This is a genomic window from Curtobacterium sp. MCSS17_005 (assembly GCF_003234225.2).
Classification (GTDB): Bacteria; Actinomycetota; Actinomycetes; order Actinomycetales; family Microbacteriaceae; genus Curtobacterium; species Curtobacterium flaccumfaciens.
In genome coordinates this window covers 1,167,923-1,187,062 of record NZ_CP126258.1, presented here as the reverse complement: position 1 = coordinate 1,187,062, position 19,140 = coordinate 1,167,923, and the positions used below count along the sequence as shown (strand labels likewise).

Annotated in this window: 17 protein-coding genes and 1 tRNA gene; 2 read left to right on the top strand and 16 right to left on the bottom strand. The window is 72.7% G+C overall.

Going from position 1 to position 19,140, the window contains the following annotated elements:
* Positions 1-3: 3 nt before the first annotated feature.
* Positions 4-318 carry a hypothetical protein gene (locus DEJ20_RS05785; protein ID WP_110864838.1) on the bottom strand — a complete coding sequence of 105 codons (315 nt, stop codon included), beginning with the start codon at positions 316-318 and terminating at the stop codon, positions 4-6.
* Between the two features lie 195 nt (positions 319-513).
* On the opposite strand from DEJ20_RS05785, the gene DEJ20_RS05780 reads away from it, so the two are divergent.
* Together DEJ20_RS05780 and DEJ20_RS05775 are read left to right on the top strand one after the other, a co-directional pair.
* Entirely contained in the window at positions 514-1,191 is a 678-nt protein-coding gene (locus DEJ20_RS05780) for a response regulator transcription factor (RefSeq protein WP_017885962.1), read from the top strand.
* Positions 1,188-2,699 carry a sensor histidine kinase gene (locus DEJ20_RS05775; protein WP_111235285.1) on the top strand — a complete coding sequence of 504 codons (1,512 nt, stop codon included), beginning with the start codon at positions 1,188-1,190 and terminating at the stop codon, positions 2,697-2,699. The genes DEJ20_RS05780 and DEJ20_RS05775 overlap by 4 nt, the downstream gene beginning before the upstream one ends.
* A gap of 63 nt (positions 2,700-2,762) precedes the next feature.
* Here the strand turns inward: DEJ20_RS05775 and DEJ20_RS05770 are convergent, their stop codons facing one another.
* From DEJ20_RS05770 to rplU, 15 genes are all read right to left on the bottom strand, one after another.
* Positions 2,763-6,173 carry an error-prone DNA polymerase gene (locus DEJ20_RS05770; RefSeq protein ID WP_111235286.1) on the bottom strand — a complete coding sequence of 1,137 codons (3,411 nt, stop codon included), beginning with the start codon at positions 6,171-6,173 and terminating at the stop codon, positions 2,763-2,765.
* Positions 6,174-6,206: 33 nt separating this feature from the next.
* Positions 6,207-7,835 carry a DNA polymerase Y family protein gene (locus DEJ20_RS05765; RefSeq protein ID WP_081827190.1) on the bottom strand — a complete coding sequence of 543 codons (1,629 nt, stop codon included), beginning with the start codon at positions 7,833-7,835 and terminating at the stop codon, positions 6,207-6,209.
* Positions 7,832-8,671, bottom strand: coding sequence for a DnaE2-dependent mutagenesis accessory factor ImuA' (imuA', locus tag DEJ20_RS05760; RefSeq protein WP_258377156.1), 840 nt, complete (start codon positions 8,669-8,671; stop codon positions 7,832-7,834). Before imuA' ends, DEJ20_RS05765 begins: the two co-directional genes overlap by 4 nt.
* 76 nt (positions 8,672-8,747) lie before the next feature.
* A complete protein-coding gene (locus DEJ20_RS05755; RefSeq protein WP_111235287.1) occupies positions 8,748-10,265 on the bottom strand; it encodes an anthranilate synthase component I family protein in 1,518 nt (505 codons plus the stop codon).
* Positions 10,244-11,167, bottom strand: coding sequence for an aldose 1-epimerase family protein (locus DEJ20_RS05750; protein WP_111235288.1), 924 nt, complete (start codon positions 11,165-11,167; stop codon positions 10,244-10,246). The genes DEJ20_RS05755 and DEJ20_RS05750 overlap by 22 nt, the downstream gene beginning before the upstream one ends.
* A gap of 81 nt (positions 11,168-11,248) precedes the next feature.
* Positions 11,249-11,321 (bottom strand) — tRNA-Ala (locus DEJ20_RS05745).
* A gap of 108 nt (positions 11,322-11,429) precedes the next feature.
* Entirely contained in the window at positions 11,430-11,804 is a 375-nt protein-coding gene (rsfS, locus tag DEJ20_RS05740; protein WP_027464721.1) for a ribosome silencing factor, read from the bottom strand.
* Between the two features lie 132 nt (positions 11,805-11,936).
* Positions 11,937-13,430 (bottom strand): hypothetical protein, encoded by a 1,494-nt coding sequence (locus DEJ20_RS05735; protein WP_111235289.1) that lies wholly within the window; start codon positions 13,428-13,430, stop codon positions 11,937-11,939.
* Positions 13,427-14,026 carry a nicotinate-nucleotide adenylyltransferase gene (gene nadD, locus DEJ20_RS05730; protein ID WP_027464719.1) on the bottom strand — a complete coding sequence of 200 codons (600 nt, stop codon included), beginning with the start codon at positions 14,024-14,026 and terminating at the stop codon, positions 13,427-13,429. Before nadD ends, DEJ20_RS05735 begins: the two co-directional genes overlap by 4 nt.
* An 11-nt stretch (positions 14,027-14,037) precedes the next feature.
* Complete coding sequence (locus DEJ20_RS05725) at positions 14,038-14,238, bottom strand: hypothetical protein (protein ID WP_035807661.1); 201 nt, start codon at positions 14,236-14,238, stop codon at positions 14,038-14,040.
* Positions 14,239-14,278: 40 nt separating this feature from the next.
* Positions 14,279-15,544 carry a glutamate-5-semialdehyde dehydrogenase gene (locus tag DEJ20_RS05720; RefSeq protein ID WP_111235290.1) on the bottom strand — a complete coding sequence of 422 codons (1,266 nt, stop codon included), beginning with the start codon at positions 15,542-15,544 and terminating at the stop codon, positions 14,279-14,281.
* A gap of 400 nt (positions 15,545-15,944) precedes the next feature.
* A complete protein-coding gene (proB, locus tag DEJ20_RS05715) occupies positions 15,945-16,763 on the bottom strand; it encodes a glutamate 5-kinase (protein WP_258377157.1) in 819 nt (272 codons plus the stop codon).
* A gap of 7 nt (positions 16,764-16,770) precedes the next feature.
* Positions 16,771-18,348 (bottom strand): GTPase ObgE, encoded by a 1,578-nt coding sequence (obgE, locus tag DEJ20_RS05710; protein ID WP_110864846.1) that lies wholly within the window; start codon positions 18,346-18,348, stop codon positions 16,771-16,773.
* Between the two features lie 104 nt (positions 18,349-18,452).
* Complete coding sequence (gene rpmA, locus DEJ20_RS05705) at positions 18,453-18,704, bottom strand: 50S ribosomal protein L27 (RefSeq protein WP_017885976.1); 252 nt, start codon at positions 18,702-18,704, stop codon at positions 18,453-18,455.
* Between the two features lie 12 nt (positions 18,705-18,716).
* A complete protein-coding gene (gene rplU / locus DEJ20_RS05700) occupies positions 18,717-19,025 on the bottom strand; it encodes a 50S ribosomal protein L21 (protein ID WP_027464715.1) in 309 nt (102 codons plus the stop codon).
* Positions 19,026-19,140 lie beyond the last annotated feature (115 nt).

Genomic DNA, 19,140 nt, shown 5'->3' with positions numbered 1-19,140 from the left:
GGTTCAGCGCGCTGCGCAGGCCGCTTCCGACGCCGTCCGGACGACGTCCGACCAGATCACCGCGGTCGGCACGACGTCGGTCGCGGTCGCACCCGGGATGCCGGCGTCGGCGTACCGGCTGATCTCGGCGACGACGGCCTCGGTGCCGACCTCGCGTGCAGCACGGCTCGCCACGTCCGGCACCGCCGTCCGCAGTTCCGCGACCACGCGGTCGCGTGGTGCGTCCTCCAGCTGCGCGAGCGCGCCGATGCCCTTCCACGCGGCGTCCAGTTCGGCGCGCAGGCGCACGATGGCCGGGTGGTCGATCGAGTCGTTCATGATCCCCCAGTGCGGGCGGCGCATCGGGTCGCGCTGTCCGCTGCCGGAGCCTAGCAACGAAGCAAGCGGCGCTCACGTCCCTAGAACGTGGGACAGACCGTTCTGCCTCGTCCTGTGACGAGATTCAGCGAGTCGGGCCCGGAGAACGGCCCTCCGCGCCGGTTCGATGCCACGATGGGTCCGAGGAGGTCCACTATGCGGCTGTTGGTGGTCGAGGACGACGACGAGATGCGTGCCCTGATGGAACGCGGACTCGCGGCCGAGGGGTACCGGGTCACGGCCGTCGAGAACGGCGTCGAGGCGCTCATCGCCCTCGGCGAGCAGGCGTTCGACCTGGCGGTCGTGGACGTGATGATGCCCGGCATGTCCGGCTTCGAGCTCGCCCGGCGGATCCGTGAGCGCGAGGACCCCGTGCGGATCCTGCTCGTGACCGCGCGCGACGCCGTCGACGACCGCGTGTTCGGGCTCGACGCCGGCGCGGACGACTACCTCACCAAGCCCTTCGCCTTCGCCGAGCTCACCGCTCGGCTGCGTGCGCTCGGCCGTCGCGAGTCCGCCGGGGCTCCCCGCACGATCGAGGTCGGGGACGTGTCGATCGACTCGGAGGCCCGCCGTATCTCGATCAAGGGGCAGCGCGTCGCCGTGAGCCCCACCGAGTTCGCCCTGCTCCGCCTGCTCGCCCGGTCCGCCGGCAGTGTCGTGGACCGCCCGAAGATCCTCGAAGAGGTCTGGGACGGTTCGCAGCACGTCGACCCGAACGTGGTCGAGCAGTACATCTCGTACCTCCGCAAGAAGCTCACCGCGCACGAGGCCACCGTCGCCATCGCCACGGTCCGCGGTCGCGGGTACCGCCTGGATCTGCTCGGGGCGTGAACGGGGCCGACGACGCCCCACGATCGGACCGCCGACGCGGCGGCCCGATCCGGCCGCTGCGTCTGCTGTCCCTGCGTGCCCGGATCACGATCGGCTCGACGGCGATCGCCGCGATCGTCATCCTGCTGCTCGTCCTGGTGATGCGGTTCCAGGTGGTGAGCGTCGTCGCGAGTGCGACGCGCACGCTGCTCGATGCCGATGCCGACCCCTACGTCGCCACGCTCGAGGTCGACAGCGACCCCGACCTGTCGCCGCCGGGCAACGCGCAGCTCGTCGCCGTCGTGTCCCCGTCCGGCGAGATCGTGCTGTCGACGATGCCCGACCGTGTCGAGCAGGCGCTCGGCAGTCTGCGTTCCACCGCTGCCGGCACCTCGATCATCCGCGTCTCCGGTGCGGAGTACCGCGTCGTGGTGGAGCACCCCGTCAACGAGGCCGGCCGCTGGACCGTCGTCGCCGCCCGCAACTCGCAGGCCGAGGCCATCGTCGTCGACGACCTCACGACGACCCTGTCGCTGACCGGCCTGGCCATCCTGCTCGCCTTCGGCGTGGCGTCCTGGGTGCTCGCGACCACCGCGCTGCGCCCGGTGAACCGGATGCGCCGCGAGGCCGAACGGCTCTCCGTGGCTCCGGAGCGCGCCGAACTGCCGGTGGGCCCCGCCCAGGACGAGCTGGCATCCCTGGCGACCACGCTCAACGCCTTCCTCGCCCGGACCCGGCAGGCGACCGAGCGCGAACGCCAGATGGTGTCGGACGCCAGCCACGAGCTCCGGACGCCCCTGGCGATCCTGACGACCCAGCTCGACCTCGCCTCGCTCGACGGTGACGACGCCGCCGCCCTCGCCGCCCACATCGAACGCGCCAAGCACAGCGTCGCGCGGTTGTCGCGGCTGGCGAACGACCTGCTCGCCCTGTCGCGGATCGAGGAGTCGGAGCGCCGTGAACAGGACGGCGATCGGCGCCCCGAGACCGCGTGGTCGGACCTCGGCGACGAGGTGATGGCCGCGGTCGACCGCGTCCGGCTCATCGCCTCGGCGAAGGACGTCACCGTCGACTTCGACCTCGAGCCGCCCGTCGCCGTCGGCGGTTCCGGCCCGGGCATCGGCGGCGGCACCGTCGAACCGCGCTACCGGATCGACACCGGCGGGATGGCCCAGCTCGTCACGAACATCGCGGGCAACGCCGTGGCCGCACTCCCCCGCGGCGGCGGCATCTTCGTGTCCTGGCGCAGCACCGGCGGCGAGGGCGTGCTGCAGATCACCGACGACGGCCCCGGCGTGCCCGAGTCCTTCATCCCGGTGGCGTTCGACCGCTTCACCCGTCCGGACGAGGCCCGGACGTCCCGCCCGAACCCGGACCCGTCGACCGGTGCCGGCACCCTGCCCGGCGGCTCGGGGCTGGGACTCGCGATCGTGCGCGCGGTGGCGGAACGGGCGGGAGGCACGGCGTCGCTCCGCAACGTGCCCGCCGGTGGACTCGAGGTCACGATCCGCCTGCCCGAGGTGCGCTGAGCACGACCGCTCGCCTGGGCACGACCGCTCACTCGGGCACGCCCGCTCACTCGAGCAGACCGCTCACTGGAAGTCCCGCGAGCGGGTGCGGACGGACAGCGACAGGTGCTCGATGCGGTCCGCCACCAGGTTGACCACCCCGTCGGGCGAGCGCTCGAGGATGCCCCGGACGATCACCGCCGGGGACTCCCGCGCCACCCGGCGGAAGCGCCCCCAGACCCCGACGCTGCAGATGACGTTGACCAGCCCGGTCTCGTCCTCGACGTTCAGGAACGTGATGCCGGAGGCCGTCGCCGGACGCTGCCGGTGCGTCACGATCCCGCCGACCTCGACCCGTCGTCCGGTCTCGGCGGTCGCGGTGTCCTGCACGCTGAGCACCCGGCGGGCGGCGAGCCGGTCGCGCACGTGCCGGACGGGGTGATCGTCGGTCGTCATGCCCGTCGACCACATGTCGGCGATGAGCACGTCCCCGCTCGTCATCTGCCCGAACAACGGCGGCTGCACGAACACCTGCGTGTCCGGCAACTGGTCCGGACGCTCGGCGGCCGCCTGGGCAGCCGACCACATCGCACCGCGGCGGTCGATGTCGAAGGGGGCGAAGGCATCGGCAGCGGCGAGTGCCTCGAGCTGCGGCGTGGTGAGCCCGACCCGTCGGGCCAGGTCCGACATGTCGCGGAAGGGACCGTTGGCGTCCCGCTCCGCGACGATCTTCTCGGCGCTCTTCCGGCTGAGCGACGCGACCTCGGCGAGCCCGAGCCGCACGGCGAAGGCACCGTCGCGTCGGTGGCTCGCGGTGTCGTCGGGGAGCGCCTTGTCGAAGGGCAGCACCGGTGGCTGCTCGGTGGCCAGGCACGCGTCGTCACCGGCAGGGGCGTCCCCGTCCGGCAGCGGTTCGAGCGTGGCGTCGACCCCGGACCGCAGGATGTCCGGTCGCAGCACGCGGACGCCGTGCCGTCGGGCGTCGGCGACCAGGGTCTGCGGTGAGTAGAACCCCATCGGCTGCGCCCGGAGCAGTGCCGCCAGGAACGCCCCCGGGTAGTGCAGCCGCATCCACGCGCTCGCGTAGACGATGAGGGCGAAGCTGATCGAGTGGCTCTCCGCGAAGCCGAAGTTCGCGAAGGCCTGGATCTTCGCGTAGATCGCGTCGGCGTCCGCGCCGTGGATGCCGTTGTCCGCCATCCCCGTGTAGAGCTTGTCGCGCAGCCGGTCGATCTTCTCGTGCCCGCGCTTCGACCCCATCGCCCGTCGCAGCAGGTCGGCGTCGTCACCGGAGCAGTTGCCGACCGCGATCGCCATCTGCATGAGCTGTTCCTGGAACAGCGGGACCCCGAGGGTGCGTTCGAGCACGGGTTCGAGCGCCGGGTGCATGTACGTGATCGGTTCCTCGCCCGTGCGCCGGCGGATATACGGGTGCACCGCGCCGCCCTGGATCGGCCCGGGTCGGACGAGTGCGACCTCGATCACCAGGTCGTAGAACCGCCGCGGGAGCAGTCGGGGCAGGGTGCCCATCTGCGCACGGGACTCCACCTGGAACACCCCGATCGTGTCCGCGCGGCAGAGCTGGTCGTAGACCCCCTGTTCCTCCTTCGGGATGGAGTGCATCTCCCAGCGCTCCCCGCAGTGCTCTGCCGCCAGGTCGAACGAGTACTGCAGCGCCGCGAGCATGCCGAGCCCGAGCATGTCGAACTTCACGAGCCCCATGTACGCGCAGTCGTCCTTGTCCCACTGCAGCACGGTGCGGCCGTCCATCCGGGCGTGCTCGATCGGCACGACCTCGCCCACCGGGCGGTCGGTCAGCACCATGCCGCCGGAGTGGATGCCGAGGTGCCGCGGGAACCCGAGGACGTCGCTCGCGAGCCCGACGACCGCGGGCGGGATGTCGTGGTCCTGGCTCTCGGTCACCGAGCCCCACCGCTCGACCTGCTTCGACCAGGCGTCCTGCTGCCCGGGGCTGTGGCCGAGCGCCTTCGCCATGTCGCGCACCGCGCCCTTGGGGCGGTAGGTGATGACGTTCGCGACCTGGGCGGCGTTGTGCCGGCCGTACTTGGCGTACACGTACTGGATCACCTCTTCGCGGCGGTCCGAATCGAAGTCGACGTCGATGTCGGGTTCCTCGTCGCGCATCGCCGACAGGAACCGCTCGAACGGCAGCCCGTACCGGATCGAGTCCACCGCGGTGATCTCGAGCAGGTAGCAGACCGCCGAGTTCGCCGCCGAGCCACGCCCCTGGCAGAGGATGCCCCGACCGCGGGCGTACTGCACCATGTCGCGCACGATCAGGAAGTACCCCGGGAAGTTCTTCTCCTCGATCACGGACAGCTCACGCTCGATGCGCTCCCGCTTGCGGGGGTCGACGCCGTCGGCGCTGCCGGGGTAGAACCGCCGGGCACCCGTCCATGTCAGCTCGCGCAGCCACGACATCGCGGTGTGCCCGTCCGGGACGTCGAGGTCGGGCAACCCGGGCTGCACGGTCTTCAGTCGGAACCCGAGCTCGTCGGCGAGCTCCACGGTCCGCTCGATCGCGCCGGGGTAGCGCCCGAACCGTCTGGCCATCTCGGCGCCGGAGCGCAGGTGGGCGGTGTCGGCGGCCGGCAGCCAGCCGTCGATCTCGTCGAGGCTGCGGCGGGCACGCACCGCCGCGAGTGCGGTCGCCACCGGGAACCGGTCGGGGGTGGCGTAGTGCACGTTGCCGGTGGCGACCAGGGGCAGCGCGTGCTTCGCGGCGAGGACAGCCAGGGCGTCGTTGCGGGCGCTGTCGAGCGGGTCGCCGTGGTCGAGCAGCTCCACGACGACGTTGCGGCTGCCGAACCGGTCGAGCAGCACCCGGAGCGCGGTCTCGGCGGCGGACTCGCCACCCTGCTCGAGGGCCTGCCGCACGGAGCCCTTCCGGCAGCCGGTGAGGACCCGCCAGTGCCCCTCCGCCCGCGCGGCGAGGTCGTCGAGGTCGTACTGCGGGCTGCCCTTCTCGGACCCGGCGGCCAGGTGTGCGCTCGTCACCGCGCCGGCGAGGCGGTGGTAGCCGCCCTGGCCGTCGGCGAGCAGGAGCAGGTGCGAGCCCTCGGGGTCGGGCACACCGTTCTGCGGTTCGGTCAGCCCCAGGGACAGCTCGGTACCGAAGACGGTGCCGACCTGCGGGTACGACTCGGCGACCTCGGCCATCCGGGCGGCCCCGTAGAAGCCGTCGTGGTCGGTGAGCGCGAGGGCGTGCAATCGGAGCCGAGCAGCTTCTTCGAACAGGTGCTCGGGCTGACTGGCGCCGTCGAGGAAGCTGAAGGCCGAGTGCGCGTGCAGCTCGGCGTACGGCACCACGGGCCCGCCGTCGGTGTCGAGCGGTGACGGGACGTACGGCTCGCGCTTCCGCGACCACGCCGGGCTGTCGCCGCCGTCGCCATCGTGCGCCGTGCCTGGGCTCCGCTTGTCGGACAGGGCACGCTCGAACTGCGACCACGGGATGGGTGGGTTGCTGTAGCCCATCAGGTCACGCTCCTGTCGGTGGTGGGGTCGGGGTCACGTCGCAATCGCCTCGGCCCACCAGCGGTGGTCCGCCAGCACCAGGTACCAGGCACGCCCCTCGGCGTCGACGAGCTGCAGCCGGTGCAGGCGTCGGCCGCCGGACTCCCACCACCGGACGACGAGCGGCCAGGGACCCGCCCAGGCCGTCACGGCCGAGAAGCCGCCGCCCCGGTCGCCCTCGGCACGGAACCGTTCGGGTGCGCCGGACAGCACGCCACGCTCGTCGACGTCGACGCTCGCACCACCGACGGCGACGACGTCGACCGGTCGGGGGCGCTCGAGCACGGTGGCGGGGGGCGGGCCGGGCAGCTTGCCGGGCCACGGGCGGTCGCGGACGGTCGCCAGGGCTCGCTCACCGCCGGCGGGCGCGTCGCCCCACGGCACGAGCACCACGCGCTCGGACAGGGTGCGGCCACCACCGATGCGCGGACTCACCACACCGTCGTGGCCGACCATGCCCTGGATCCGGGCGAGGCCGTGGTGCACGCGCTCGTCCGGGCCGGAGCCCCACAGCCCGCGCTCGTGGTTCGCCATGTCGTCGACGGCGACCGGCTCGAGCACGACCGAGGTGACCGGCGCCTCGAGCCCGCTGGGGTCCACCCCGCCGGCGAGCTGCCACCGCACCCGGTCGACCACGTCGGCGGCGTCGAACCAGCGCGGGTGCGCCCAGGTCCGTTCGAGCAGGATGTCGCGCTCGTCGACGATCCCCACGCGGATGGTCGTCGCCACGAGCCCCGCGGCCCGGAGTCGCTCGGCGAAGTCGTCGGCGGAACGCCGGAACGCGAACGCGATCTGGTCGGCACGGTCCAGCGGGGGCTCGAACGACGCCTCGACCCGGAGTTCCGGCGGGATCTCCCGCGCCGCGATCTCTCGGGGGTCACGGCCCCCGGCCAACCGGTGCAGGAACGCCCCGGCCACGCCGAAGCGGTCCCGCACCTGTTCGTCGCCGAGTGCCGCGAAGTCGCCGAGCGTGGTGATGCCGAGCCGGTCGAGCACCGTCGTGAGGTCGGGGTCGCCGAGCACGCCGAGCGGCAGGTGCGCGAGGAAGTCCGCCGATCCCCCGACGGGCACGAGCCGCACCCGTTCACCGGGACGCACCGGACGGGCACGGGCGGCCTGGTCCGCCGCGAACGGGGTGTCGGCCACCCCGGCCCGGACCGCGGGGGCGCCGTGGTCGGCCGCGATGCCAGCGAGGGTCGCCGCCGCCGCGCGCTCACCGCCGTAGTACCGGGCCGGCCCGCGGGCGCGGAGCGCGAGGGTGCCCGGCCGCAGCACCTCGACCCCGGGGACCGCCGCCTCGACCGCACGGATGACGGGCTCGAAGGCGCGGTGGTCGAGGGCGTCGTCGTAGGGCTGCACGAGGAGCTCGGGGCACCGCGCCTGCGCCTCACGCACACGGAGCCCCCGCACGACACCCTGCTCACGCGCGGACGCGGAGCTCGCGAACACGAGCCCCTTGGCGGTCAGGGCGAGGGGCTGCTCCGGCGGGGTGCCACCGGCCCGAGCCGCCGCGATGACCGGCCAGTCCGGGCACCAGAGCACGATCGTCCGGGTCGGGGGTGGTTCGGGCAGTGCCGCTCCCCGCGTGATCGCGTCGGTCCGGACGCGCCCGGAGGCGATCACGACGCCACCGCCACGGGCCGCAGCACGCGGGTGTCGCCGGAGCCCACCGTCGGCACCGGTGTGGCGGCCCGGACCGCACCGTCGGCCGCGGGCAGGAGCAGCTCGGCGGTCGCCGGACGCACCGCGCCGGCACGCCCGATCGCGGTCACGGTGGCCCGGCGCTCCGTCAGGTGGCCGTGGCCCTGACCGATGCCGCTCCACGTCGAGGACGTGACCCGCAGCGTGACGTCCGCCCCGGGCCAGGAGCCGAGCGCGACGAGTGCGCCACCGCGCTGTCGCAGCCGAGCCGACAGCCGTGCCACGTCGCCCGGCACGACCCGGCCGAGCGGTCGGGTGAGGACGATCTGGGCGACGTCGGCCATCGCCGCCGTCACGGCGAGCCACTGGTCACCCGGGTCGGGGACGAGCACGAGCCGTTCGAGGTCGATCCCCGCGGCGGCGGCGGCTTCGATCCCGAAGGACGGCACCCCGACGACCGCACACCACGCCCCGGCCGCCGAGGCCGCCTGCAGCATCGTGATCGCGAGCAGCACCGACTCGGGGACGGCGTAGGTACCACCGACCCGGATCGCGCCGCCGGGCAGCAGGGGTTCGAGTGCCGACGCGGTGGGGAGCCCGGCGGTGTCGACCCGGGTGGACTCCATGTCGGCCACCCGGGAGCGCAGCGACGTGATGCGGTCGAGCGCGGCCCGGGCATCGCTCAGGTGGTCCGTCCCACGGCGCGCACCACCACTGCCCGCACCGCTGCCGCCGCGTGCAGCACCGCTCCGCCCGCCCCGGTCCGGGGTGGGCGACCGGAGTGCCGCCGCCGTCTGCATGCCCTCATATTCGAACATGTGTTCGATGATGTCAATCGCGTCCGACATCTGTGGACAGTCCAGGTCGAACACGTGTTCGTATCAGGGCATCAGCTCACCAGCTGGCGACCGTCCCGACTCCGCCGAGCACCGACCGCGTCTTGGTCTCGACCTCGTCCGCCTCGTCTGCTGGCACCGACGACCAGGTCACCGCTCCCCCGGCTCCGAGGGTCCGGGAACGCACCGCACCCGACTCGTCGAGCACGGTCACGAGGCTACGGATCGCCACCGACAGGTCGGCCGCCCCGCTCGCCGAGAAGTACCCGATCGCGCCCGAGTACACCCCGCGCGGCGCCCCCTCGAGCCGGTCCGCGATCGCCGTGGCACTGCTCTTCGGCGCCCCGGTCATCGACCCCGGCGGGAACGCCGCGTGCACCACGTCGGCCCGCGACGTCCCCGGCGGCAGCACCGCCCCGATCGTCGAGACCAGCTGGTGCACGCTGGCGTACGTCTCGACGGCGCACAGCCGCTCGACGCGCACCGACCCGGGCACCGCGGTCCGCAGCAGGTCGTTCCGCAGCAGGTCGACGATCATCACGTTCTCGGCGCGGTCCTTCGGGCTCGCCGCCAGGTCGTCCCGCGCAGCCGCGTCCGCCACCGCGTCGGCGAGCCGCCGCCGCGTGCCCTTGATCGGCTCCGCGAGCACCGCTCCGGCCGCGTCGATCCGCAGGAACCGCTCCGGTGACCGGCTCGCCACGCGCAGCGAGCCGAGCCGCAGGAACGCGCCGAACGGGACGGGATCGGCCGCCCGCATCCGCAGGTACTCGTCCAGGTGCGGGTCCGTACCGGGGCCGCCACGGGCCTCCAGTCCGACCGCGAAGGCGGTGGTGAGGCAGACCTGGAACGCGTTCCCCTCGCGGATCTCCGCGCGGCACACGTCGACCGCCCGTTCGTAGGCGGCACGCGTCACGCGTCCGGTCGCCGCGGACACCCCGGCCGGGAGGCCCGTGGCCGCGTCCACGACGCCGACCGGCGTCGCGGGGGTGGGCACCTCCTCGAGCCACGCGCGGTTCCGCGCGCTGGCCGCCGGTTCCGGGTCGGCGACGAGCGCGAGCGCCCAGGCGCCACCGGTGTGGTCGACGACGACGGCTCGGTCGACGAACCGCAGGTCGGCGTCGGCGTGCCCGTCGGCGGTGCGGTCCGGGCCGCCGGACTCACGGCCGAGCTCGTAGCCGAGGAACCCGACCCAGCCCAGCGCGAACCCGCACCCGGCGACCGGCTCGGGCAGGCGGGGCGTGCGTCGGAGCAGGTCCGCCAGCACCGCGAAGGCCGGACGCTCCTCGGACCGGGCAGGCCCGAACCACTCCTCGGCGGGCGCGGCGACCGTCAGGTGCGCACGACGGTCCTGGTGCCGGAACCGGGCGGCGAACGGCCCGTCCGTCCACGCCAGCACGGACCAGCGCGCCCGGGGCCGAGCCGTGGCGGGAGCACCGTCGGGCAGGCCGGAGTCGAGCCACACCAGGTCCCCCGTGACCTGCGCCGCCAGGGCCGCGAGGTCGGGGACCGGGTCGAGTCGGCGGACCTCGACGCGGACGCCGGGGTCGGGGGTGCTCAGATCGCGGCGATCGTCCATGCGGCGGCGTGCGAGGCGCTGGGCGCGAGCACCACGAGGCCGCGGTCCTCGCCGTCGTTGAAGGCGTCCGGGGCGCACGTCATCGGCTCGACGGCGAGACCGGCGCGGTGGTACTCGGGGACGACGTGGTCGGCGGTGTGCACCTGGGCCCAGCCGCACTCCGGCCCGAAGGTCGCACGGACTCCGCGACCGTCCGCCGCCGTGACCGCGATGGTGGCGAGGCCGGCGGCGTCGCGGTCGAAGCCGGTGAAGGCGTGGTCGATGAACCGGTCGCCGATCAGCGTGGGCGTGCGCAGGTCGAACTCGTCGTGCACGGGGACCAGGTCGGTCGGGACGAGCCGGTCTGACGTCACCTCGAGCACCTCGGCGGCGGGGAGCGTCAGGGTCCAGTCGTCGACGGTGCCGGCACCCGCGACGAGGTACGGGTGCGGGCCGGTCCCCCACGGTGCGTCTTCGGCCCCGGTGTTCGTCCCGGTGATCGTGGTGTGCAGCCCCTCGGCGTCGAGCCGGTACTCCACGGTGACCTCGACGCGGTACGGGTAGCCCTGCTGCGCCTGCACGGTCGTGGCGAGCACCACGCGGTCGTCCGCCTGCTCCTGCACGCGGAAGTCCGTCCACGCGACGAGTCCGTGGAGGGCGTGGTGCCGTGCGGGCTCGGTGAGGGCGAGCTCGTGGTCGACGCCGCCGAAGGAGTACTCGCCGTCGACGATCCGGTTCGGCCACGGGGCCAGGACGGCACCGCGGAAGACGGGGCGGACCTCGTCGGCATCGAACGGGACGACCAGGTCTCGGCCCTCGTACCGCATGGTCCGCAGTGTCGCTCCGACGGTGGCGATGTCGGCCGTGTACCCGGCGGAGGCGATCGTCAGCGGGGACCCGGACAGCGGCGCGTCGTTGCTCATGCGCTCAGCGTATCGGGCCACCGAGTCCCGCCGGGCGCACGAAGAACCCCCGCCGTTCCGAGGAACGACGGGGGTTGAGGGTGGATCTGAGGGGACTCGAACCCCTGACCCCCTGCATGCCATGCAGGTGCGCTACCAGCTGCGCCACAGACCCAGATCGTGCTGCTTCCGTACCAACCGGTTCCCCGGAGGCACCATAGAAGCGTACACCATGCGAACGCCGGGCAACGAAATCGAAGCCGTCACCCGGGCGCGTCGCTGATCAGGCGGTGTGGTCCACCGGGAGCTCGAGCGGGATCGTCGGGCAGTCGGCCCAGAGACGCTCGAGCGAGTAGTACTGGCGGTCTTCGTCGTGGAAGACGTGCACGATGATCTCGCCGAAGTCGATGAGGACCCAGCGGCCCTCGGTACGGCCTTCGCGGCGGAGCGTCTTGGCACCGAGCTCGAGGAGGCGTTCCTCGACGGCATCGGCGATGGACTGCACGTTGCGCTCGTTCCGACCGGTTGCGAGCAGGAACACGTCCGTGAGCTGCAACGGCCCGGTCACGTCGAGAGCGACGAGGTCCTCGGCCTGCTTGGCGTCGGCCGCGAGTGCTGCGGCCTGCACGAGTTCCAGTGCGCGAGTGGAGGCGGTCACGGATTCCTTCCGGTCGTCGAACCGACGGACAGCCGGTTCGCTTGATGGGTCACGATCATAAGCCACCCCGCCGACAGCGGCCAGGCCAGGGTCGGCGGGGTGGTGGAGAACGGACGTCGAGGACGGCAGCGGTCAGCCGCCGAACGCGTGGGTGGTGAGCAGTGCGGTGATGATGACGCCGGCCGCAGCCAGCCCGACCGCGCCGACCGTCACACCGAGGATCAGCGGCGTGCGCGACTCCTTCGGCTTGGCGGCGGCGAGCACGACCTGACGGGTCGAGGTGTGGCTGGACACCGCGCGGCTGGCCCGCACCGGGCTGGCGTCGGTTTCGGGCTGCTCGTCCTGCTGCTCGAGCAGGCGGTCGACCTCGGCGCCGTCGATCGGCCGGTGCGACCCCGTCGACGACAGCGATGCCGGCAGGTCGATCGACCCCGTCAGGATCACCTCGCCCGTCGCGTTGAGCGCGCCCGTGGGGTCGGCCAGCGCCGAGTTCGGCAGGATGATCGCGTTCGTGTTCGTCACCGCGACGCGGCGGGTGCCGGTCTCGGCGTCGTGCACCTCGGAGTCGTTCGAGTCGTGCGCCTGCTGGGACCAGTGGCCGGCGGGCGGCGCGAAGGCGGTGGTCACCGGCTTCGGCTCGGTCGGACGCTGGAACGCGGCGGGGACCTTCGGGGCCTCGGCTGTGGGCTCGGGCAGCGGCACCTCGTTGGTGTCGTCGTCCTCGGCGTCGAGCGAGAGCGGGAACACCGCGGGGGTCGCCGCGGCGGCGTTCGTCGGGATCGGTACCGGCGTGACGGCGGGCTGCGAACCGGCAGCGGGAGCGGGAGCGGGGACGTCGTCGGCCGAGGGGGCCGGAACATCCTCGGACGACTCGTCCGCCGGGGCGACGTCGGTCGTCTCGTCCGCAGGGGCGTCGGTCACCGGCGCATCGGACTCGGGGACGACGGTCGCCGACGCGTCGGACTCGGTGACGTCGGCGGGCGGCGACCACGTCGACCGGTGACGGCGGGGCTCCTCGGCGTGCGCGGCGGCCTCGTCGAGGGGCTCGAGCGCGTCCGGGGACCCGTCGGCCTCGGTGGCCTGGGCGACCGCGGCCTGGTCGAGGACCGTCGGGGCAGCGGGCTGCTCGTCGTGCGTGGCCTCGGCGTCCGGGGCGCTCTGCGGCTCGGCGGTGGGGTCGATCGTGTCCACCGACCCGAGGACGTCCTCGACGGTGCGGTCGGACGACTGGGGCGAGGGGTCCTGCAGCGGGACCGGCTGCACCGCCTGGCGCTCGGCGGCGCGGAGCTGCCGGATCTGCCGACGGGTGAGCCCACCGCTGCCGGGGACGATCTCGGTCGCGGAGGCCGGCGGGAACGGCGGCACACCGGCCGCGGGCGCCGACACCGGGACGGACTGGGCAGACCCCGGCGCGGCCTGTGCCGATGCCGGCACGGACGACTGGGCGGGCCCACCGGGCGCCGGGGCGACGTGCGACCCGGGGCGGCGACGGGACTCGGGGGTCTCGGCGGCGGGTGCGGCGACGGTCGGGGGCGGCGTCGCGGGCTGCGAACCGGCCGCGGCGGCACGCTCCCGCTCGCGCGCCTGGCGCCGCGACAGGGGCGGCTGCGCGTCGGACGAACTCATGCAACGCTCCGATACAGATGGTGCTTGGAGATGTACTGGACGACACCGTCGGGAACCAAGTACCAGACGGGGAACCCCCGTCGAACCCGGTCACGGCAATCCGTCGAGGATATGGCCAGTGCAGGGACTTCGAGCAAGCTTACGTCCCGCTCGGGCAATCCGGTGAGGCTCAAGGCGTGTCCCGGACGCGTCACGGCCACGAAGTGCGCGAGGTCCCAGAGACCATCATGGTCTTTCCAGTCGACGATCTGCTGAACGGCGTCTGCGCCCGAGATGAAGACGAGCTGGGCATCCGGTCGCTGTTCGTGCAGGTCCCGCAGGGTGTCGACGGTGTACGTCGGCCCCGGGCGGTCGATGTCCACGCGGCTGACGGTGAACATCGGGTTCGACGCGGTGGCGATCACGGTCATCAGGTACCGGTGCTCGGCGTCGGTGACGTCGGACTTCATGTACGGCTGTCCGGTGGGGACGAAGACGACCTCGTCGAGGTCGAACGCCCGCGCCACCTCGGACGCCGCGACCAGGTGCCCGTGGTGGATGGGGTCGAACGTGCCACCCATCACGCCGATGCGTGGCCGTCCGGTGGTCTCGAGCATCGAGTGGTCGGTCAGATCTTGGTGTGACCGAACTCGTCGACACCCGTCTCGTGGTGGCGGGTGGCCTCGAACTTCTGGGAGTGACGGTAGGCCACGTCGCGGAAGCTCCAGGTCACGAAGCCGAGGAAGATGAAGAAGAGGGCGCCGACCATGGGGAACACGAACGCGGGCGCCCCGGAGGCGTGCTCAGCAGCTTCTGCGAGGAGGGTCATCGTTCGTGCTCCGTTCGGTCGGGGAAAGACGCCGTTCAGTCTAGCCGCGGATCTGCCCGGAGCCGCGCACGATCCACTTCGTGCTCGTGAGCTCCGGCAGGCCCATCGGACCGCGCGCGTGCAGCTTCTGCGTCGAGATGCCGACCTCTGCACCGAAACCGAACTCGCCGCCGTCGGTGAACCGGGTGGAGGCGTTCACCATCACGACCGCCGAGTCGACGGTCGCCAGGAACCGTTCGGCGGTGTCGACGTCGTTCGTCACGATCGACTCCGTGTGGTGCGTCGACCACCGGGCGATGTGCGCCATCGCCGCGTCGACGTCGGGCACGACACGGATCGACAGGTCGAGGTCCATCGACTCGGTCGCCCAGTCGTCGTCGGTGGCGCGGAGCACCCCGGGCACGATCGCCCGCGTGGCGTCGTCGCCGCGCAGCGTCACGCCGGACGCCCGCAGCCGGTCGGCCAGCAGTGGCAGGAGCCGTTCGGCCGCGGCCTCGTGCACCAGGAGGGTCTCGAGGGCGTTGCACACGCTCGGCCGCTGCACCTTGCTGTTCAGGACGATGTCGACCGCACGCTGCTCCGGCGCGGAGGCGTCGAGGAACACGTGCACGACGCCCGCACCGGTCTCGATGACCGGTACCTGCGACTCGGTGACGACGGTCTGGATGAGCGCAGCGCTCCCCCGCGGGATCAGCACGTCGACCAGGCCCCGTGCCCGCATGAGCTCGGTGGCACCGGCGCGGCCGAACTCGTCGATGGTCTGCACCAGGTCGCGGGGCAGGCCGACCGACTCGACCGCGTCCTGGATCCGGGCGACGAGCACGGCGTTCGTGTACTGGGCCGCCGACCCGCCACGGAGCACGACGGCGTTGCCCGACTTGAGCGCGAGCGAGGCGATGTCGACGGTGACGTTCGGGCGTGCCTCGTAGATGGCCCCGACGACACCGAACGGCACGCGCACCTGGGTGAGCTGGAGTCCGTTCGGCAGCTGCGACCCGCGCACGTGCTCGCCCACGGGGTCGGTCAGCCCGACGACGTGCTCGACCGCGGCGGCGAGGGCCTCGATCCGGACGGGGTCGAGTCGCAGCCGGTCGAGCAGCCCGGACGAGAGCCCGCCGTCCTCGCCGGCGACGAGGTCGTCGTGGTTCGCGGCGACGATCTCGTCGGTCGCGGCACGCACCGCCGAGGCGATCGCACCGAGGGCGGCGTCCTTGACGGCGGTCGTCGCGGTCGCGAGCGCCGACGAGGCGGCCCGTGCCGCCACGAGCTTGTCGGTGAGGGTCGGGGCGGGCGCGATCGACGACATGGACCGATTGTAGGTCCGCCCCTCGGTTCGTGACGGGCGTGCCGGACGCTCGCCGTGCCTCCAGGCCAGGTACCCCGCTCCGAGCGGGCACGACACGTCGTGCCCCTCCGCCGAGCGGTCACAGATCGTCGCTCCGCGATGCCCACACCGACAGTCCCCGACCAGTCGGCGCAGTCCCGACGGGGAGTCGTGGCCGCCTGGAGGCCCGCCACCGGTCCCGGGACCCGCGCCGGGCCTCCAGGCGGTCGCGTCCACACCGCCGAGCGGTCACGACACGTCGTCCCGCGCCACGCGAGCGGTCACAGACCGTCGCCCCGCGACGCCTGCGCCGACGGTCTCCGACCAGTCGGCGCCGTGCCGACGGCGCGTCGTGACCGTTCCGGGCGCGGTGCGGGCTGCGTCAGGGACGCGGCGCGGCGTGGAACCAGGTGCCGAGGTGTTCGCCCGCTAACGCGCGGTCGACCAGCGCCGTGTCGGTCACGAGCACCGCGGTCCCGGCCTCGGCCGCGAGCCGCGCGGCGGCAACCTTGGTCCCCGCTCCCCCGGTGCCGACGCCGGCGGTGCCGATCGAGCCGAAGGTGACCCCGGCCAGCTCGTCGCCGAACGGCACCTCGTCGATGCGGGTCGCGCCGGGCTGCTCCGGCGGTGCCGTGTAGAGCGCCTCGACGTCGGAGAGCAGCACGAGGGCATCGGCCCCGAGCAGCCGGGCCACCAGTGCCGCGAGCCGGTCGTTGTCGCCGAAGCGGATCTCGTGCGTGGCGACGGTGTCGTTCTCGTTCACGATCGGGAGCACCCGCAGCGCGAGCAAGCGGTCGATGGCGCGCTGGGCGTTCACCCGGTGCGTGGGGTTCTGCAGGTCACCGGCGGTGAGCAGGATCTGTGCCGCGACGACACCGTGCCGGTCGAGTTCCTTCTGGTACCGGAACATCAGGACGTTCTGTCCGGTGGCGGCCGCCGCCTGCTGCGTGGCGAGGTCGTCCGGCCGGCCCTCGAGTCCGAGGAACGGGAACCCGGTCGCGATCGCACCGGACGACACGAGCACGACCTCGGTCCCCCGGTTGTAGGCGGCGGCCAGGGCGTCCACCAGGGGGCCGATCTGGCCGGCGGCGTCACCGCTGACCGAGGACGAGCCGACCTTGACCACGATCCGCCGCGCACGCGGGATGTCCTCGCGCCGTGTGACGGGTCCGAGGTCGGTGCGGGCGGTCGTGTCGGTCATGCCGCGGTCAGTCCTTCTGGTCGCTGGTCTCGACCTGGTCGGCGTCGAACTGGTCGCCGGTGCCGAGCTGGTCGCTGGTCACCACGTCGTCGTCCACCCAGAGCCCGGAGACGCGCTCCTGCTCGAGCTCGGCACGGGCGGCCGCCTTGGCGTCCATCCGCTCGAAGTACTCCTCGCGCCGCTCGTTGCGGGTCGGACGCGAGGTCGCACCGATGCGCGCGTCGGTGCCACGGGCACTCGTGATGAGCTCCGCAGTCGACGTGAGCGTGGGCTCCCAGTCGAACACCATGCCGCCGTCGCCACCGATGACGACGGTCGAGCCGGCGACGGCTCCGGCCTTGAACAGGCCGTCCTCGACGCCGAGCTTCGCGAGCCGGTCGGCCAGGTAGCCGATCGCCTCTTCGTTGGTGAAGTCGGTCTGCTGGACCCAGCGCTCGGGCTTCGCGCCGCGGACGCGGTAGAAGCGGTGCTCCTCGCCACCCTCGGCGCGCACGGTGAACGGCTTCTCGTTGACCGAGCGGGGACGGAGCACGATGCGCTCCGGGACCGGCTCGGCAGCACGGGCGGCGCGGGCCTGCTCGACGATGTCGGCCAGGGCGAACGTCAGCTCGCGGAGCCCCTTGCGGGACGCCGTGGAGATCGGGAAGACGCGGTAGCCGCGGCCCTCGAGCTCGGCGGTGACGAACTCGGCGAGCTCCTGCGCCTCGGGCACGTCGATCTTGTTCAGGGCGATGAGCTGCGGGCGCTCGAGCAGCGGCACCTGGCCCTCGGGGACCGGGTAGCGCTCGAGCTCGCCGAGGATCACGTCGAGGTCGCTGATCGGGTCGCGGCCCGGGTCGAGCGTGGCGCAGTCGATGACGTGGAGCAGCGCCTCGCACCGCTCGACGTGGCGCAGGAACTCGAGGCCCAGGCCCTTGCCCTCGGACGCGCCCTCGATCAGACCGGGGACGTCGGCGACGGTGAAGCGGGTGTCACCGGACTCGACGACGCCGAGGTTCGGCGTGAGGGTCGTGAACGGGTAGTCCGCGATCTTCGGCTTGGCGGCGGAGACGGCCGCGATCAGCGAGGACTTGCCGGCGCTCGGGAACCCGACGAGGGCCACGTCGGCGATGGTCTTCAGCTCGAGGCTGATGTCCCCGGCCCAGCCCTCGGTGCCGAGCAGCGCGAAGCCGGGGGCCTTGCGCTTCGTGGTGGAGAGCGCCGCGTTGCCGAGGCCGCCCTGTCCGCCGGGGGCCACGACGACGCGCATGCCGGGCTCGGTGAGGTCGGCGATGACCTCGCCGGACTCGTCGTACACCACGGTGCCGACGGGCATCGGGAGCTCGAGGACCTCGCCGCTGACACCGCTGCGGTGGTCGCCCATGCCGGGCTGCCCGTTCTTCGACGAGCGGTGCGGCGAACGGTGGTAGCCGAGCAGCGTCGTCACCTGCGGGTCGGCCACGAGCACGATGTCGCCGCCGTCACCGCCGTTGCCGCCGTCGGGCCCGGCGAGGGGCTTGAACTTCTCACGGCGGACCGACACGCAGCCGTTGCCGCCGTGCCCCGCGCTGAGGTGCAGGGTCACGCGGTCGACGAAGGTCGCCATGGGTCCACTCCAGGTGTTTCGTTGTGCCGACGGGATCGTCGGCGGGAAAAGCGAAGGAGGGGCGGGCACTCGGCCCGCCCCTCCAGCTGCAGTCGTTCGAACGACTACGCGTTGACGATGTTGATGACCTTGCGGCCACCCTTGGTGCCGAACTCGACCGAACCGGACGAGAGGGCGAACAGCGTGTCGTCGCCACCGCGGCCGACGTTGGCGCCCGGGTGGAAGTGCGTGCCGCGCTGGCGGACGATGATCTCGCCGGCGTTGACGACCTCTCCACCGAAGCGCTTCACGCCGAGGCGCTGTGCGTTCGAGTCACGACCGTTGCGAGTGGAACTCGCACCCTTCTTGTGTGCCATGAGTTGACTCCCTTACGCGATCTTGGTGATCTTGACGCGGGTCAGCTCAGCGCGGAAACCCTGGCGCTTCTTGTACCCGGTCTTGTTCTTGAACTTCTGGATGATGACCTTGGGACCACGGAGGTCGTCGAGCACCTCGGCGGTGACGGTCACGTTCGCGAGCTCGGAAGCCGCCGACGTGATCTTGTCACCGTCCACGAGGAGCACGGGGGCGAGGTCGATGTTGCCCTTGTCGTCCGCCTTGGCACGGTCGATGGTCAGGATGGTGCCGACCTCGACCTTCTCCTGACGGCCGCCGGCGCGCACTACTGCGTAAACCACGTGGAAATCCTTACGTAACTCTGCTTGAGGGAAGTCTCGGGTGCCCACTTCTGCACGAGCGGCTCCCGGAAGGCCGGGCCCGATCGGCGACGCAGGCAGAACGGCCCGCTGACAC

What these genes read in the sequence shown, in the direction of transcription:
- DEJ20_RS05785 (WP_110864838.1), bottom strand. Translation starts at nt 318, where the DNA reads ATGAACGACTCGATCGACCACCCGGCCATCGTGCGCCTGCGCGCCGAA.
- DEJ20_RS05780 (WP_017885962.1), top strand. Translation starts at nt 514, where the DNA reads ATGCGGCTGTTGGTGGTCGAGGACGACGACGAGATGCGTGCCCTGATG.
- DEJ20_RS05770 (WP_111235286.1), bottom strand. Translation starts at nt 6,173, where the DNA reads ATGGGCTACAGCAACCCACCCATCCCGTGGTCGCAGTTCGAGCGTGCC.
- imuA' (WP_258377156.1), bottom strand. Translation starts at nt 8,671, where the DNA reads ATGTTCGAATATGAGGGCATGCAGACGGCGGCGGCACTCCGGTCGCCC.
- DEJ20_RS05755 (WP_111235287.1), bottom strand. Translation starts at nt 10,265, where the DNA reads ATGGACGATCGCCGCGATCTGAGCACCCCCGACCCCGGCGTCCGCGTC.
- DEJ20_RS05750 (WP_111235288.1), bottom strand. Translation starts at nt 11,167, where the DNA reads ATGAGCAACGACGCGCCGCTGTCCGGGTCCCCGCTGACGATCGCCTCC.
- DEJ20_RS05735 (WP_111235289.1), bottom strand. Translation starts at nt 13,430, where the DNA reads ATGAGTTCGTCCGACGCGCAGCCGCCCCTGTCGCGGCGCCAGGCGCGC.
- nadD (WP_027464719.1), bottom strand. Translation starts at nt 14,026, where the DNA reads ATGCTCGAGACCACCGGACGGCCACGCATCGGCGTGATGGGTGGCACG.
- DEJ20_RS05725 (WP_035807661.1), bottom strand. Translation starts at nt 14,238, where the DNA reads ATGACCCTCCTCGCAGAAGCTGCTGAGCACGCCTCCGGGGCGCCCGCG.
- DEJ20_RS05720 (WP_111235290.1), bottom strand. Translation starts at nt 15,544, where the DNA reads ATGTCGTCGATCGCGCCCGCCCCGACCCTCACCGACAAGCTCGTGGCG.
- proB (WP_258377157.1), bottom strand. Translation starts at nt 16,763, where the DNA reads ATGACCGACACGACCGCCCGCACCGACCTCGGACCCGTCACACGGCGC.
- obgE (WP_110864846.1), bottom strand. Translation starts at nt 18,348, where the DNA reads ATGGCGACCTTCGTCGACCGCGTGACCCTGCACCTCAGCGCGGGGCAC.
- rpmA (WP_017885976.1), bottom strand. Translation starts at nt 18,704, where the DNA reads ATGGCACACAAGAAGGGTGCGAGTTCCACTCGCAACGGTCGTGACTCG.